This is a genomic window from Clostridium sp. (genome assembly GCF_051656525.1).
Lineage (GTDB): Bacteria > Bacillota > Clostridia > Clostridiales > Clostridiaceae > Clostridium.
Genome location: NZ_JBOGCC010000012.1, coordinates 1 through 1,400 on the forward strand (window position 1 = coordinate 1; position 1,400 = coordinate 1,400).

1 protein-coding gene and 1 rRNA gene are annotated in these 1,400 nt (G+C 26.2%); both read left to right on the top strand.

What is annotated here, in order from left to right; all coding sequences use genetic code 11:
* Positions 1-14: 14 nt before the first annotated feature.
* Positions 15-131 (top strand): 5S ribosomal RNA (rrf, locus tag ACRDDY_RS00400).
* 292 nt (positions 132-423) lie between these two features.
* Entirely contained in the window at positions 424-987 is a 564-nt protein-coding gene (locus ACRDDY_RS00405) for a beta-class carbonic anhydrase (protein WP_438562991.1), read from the top strand.
* Positions 988-1,400 lie beyond the last annotated feature (413 nt).

The following is a 1,400-nucleotide window of genomic DNA, read 5'->3' on the forward strand; positions in this document are numbered from 1 at the left end:
GAATAATCTGAATATTTGGTGATGATGGCATAGAGGGTACACTCCTTCCCATTCCGAACAGGAAAGTTAAGCTCTATAACGCCGATGGTACTGCACGGGTGACTGTGTGGGAGAGTAGGAAGTTGCCAAGTGAAAACAAAAGGAAAAGTCAGTAGTTAATTCTACTGGCTTTTTTTTGCGCATAAAATTATCTATATTTTCAAAAGAGAACTAAAAAAAGATTAAATTATTTATAAAAGTGAAGTGATTAATTTTAAAAATGTATATAAATAGGAAGGAAAATATAGAAAGTAGAAGATTAAAATTTAAGAATGTTAATATATAGGTAAGTTAAGTAATGATTTTAAAGAAAAATTTGATTTTTTTATATTAGTAAGAAGAGTATAATTAGAGATGAATAATATAATTAAGTAGGTGAAGGAAATGAGTATAATAGAAAATATAATGACATATAATAAAGAATTTGTTGAAAATAAAGATTACGAAGAGTACATAGCTACTAAGACTCCAAATAAAAAAGCAGTAATATTATCATGTATGGATACAAGATTAACCGAATTACTGCCTAAAGCAATGAATATCAAAAATGGTGATGTAAAAATAATAAAAAATGCAGGAGCAGTTATTGCACATCCTTTTGGAAGTATAATTAGAAGTATTTTAGTAGCAGTATATGAGTTTAATGTGAAAGATGTAATTGTTGTAGGACATTATGGGTGTGGAATGTGTAATTTAAATACTGAAGACATGATAGAAAAAATGAAAGAAAGAGAAATCAAAGAGGAAACGTTAGAAGTACTAAATAATGCCGGAATAGATGTAAATGAATGGTTAAAAGGATTTTCTTCAGTAGACGAATCTGTTAAAAATAGTGTAAGTTCTATAAAAAAACATCCACTTATGCCTAAAGATGTTAGAGTTCATGGATTAATAATAGATCCTAAAACGGGTAAATTGGATATAGTAATAGAAGATAATATATTATAATAAAACAAAATATAACATTTTTTAAGATGAAACAAAAGAACACTAATCCATGTGTATCTCTATTAGTAAATAGAAGAAAAATAGAAGAAAAATAGAGAATTAGTGATTTAATTTGATTTAATAGTTAAATATTAAATAATAATAAAGTAAATAGATGTTATTATAAGTGAGTCGCTTGAAGCAAGAATAAATCTTGTGAAAGAGGCTCACTACAAAAAACAAAAAACAATTTAAAAAGTTGTTGACATAAAAGTTTTTAAGTAGTATACTAAAAAAGTCGCCAAAAGCGATTGAAACAAAATGGTCTTTGAAAATTGAACAGATTAATATATAAACAAACTTAAACCAGCAATTCTTTTATTAGTAAGTTTTATGAGCAATTTAAGATTAAACTTTTTATTGAGAGTTTGATC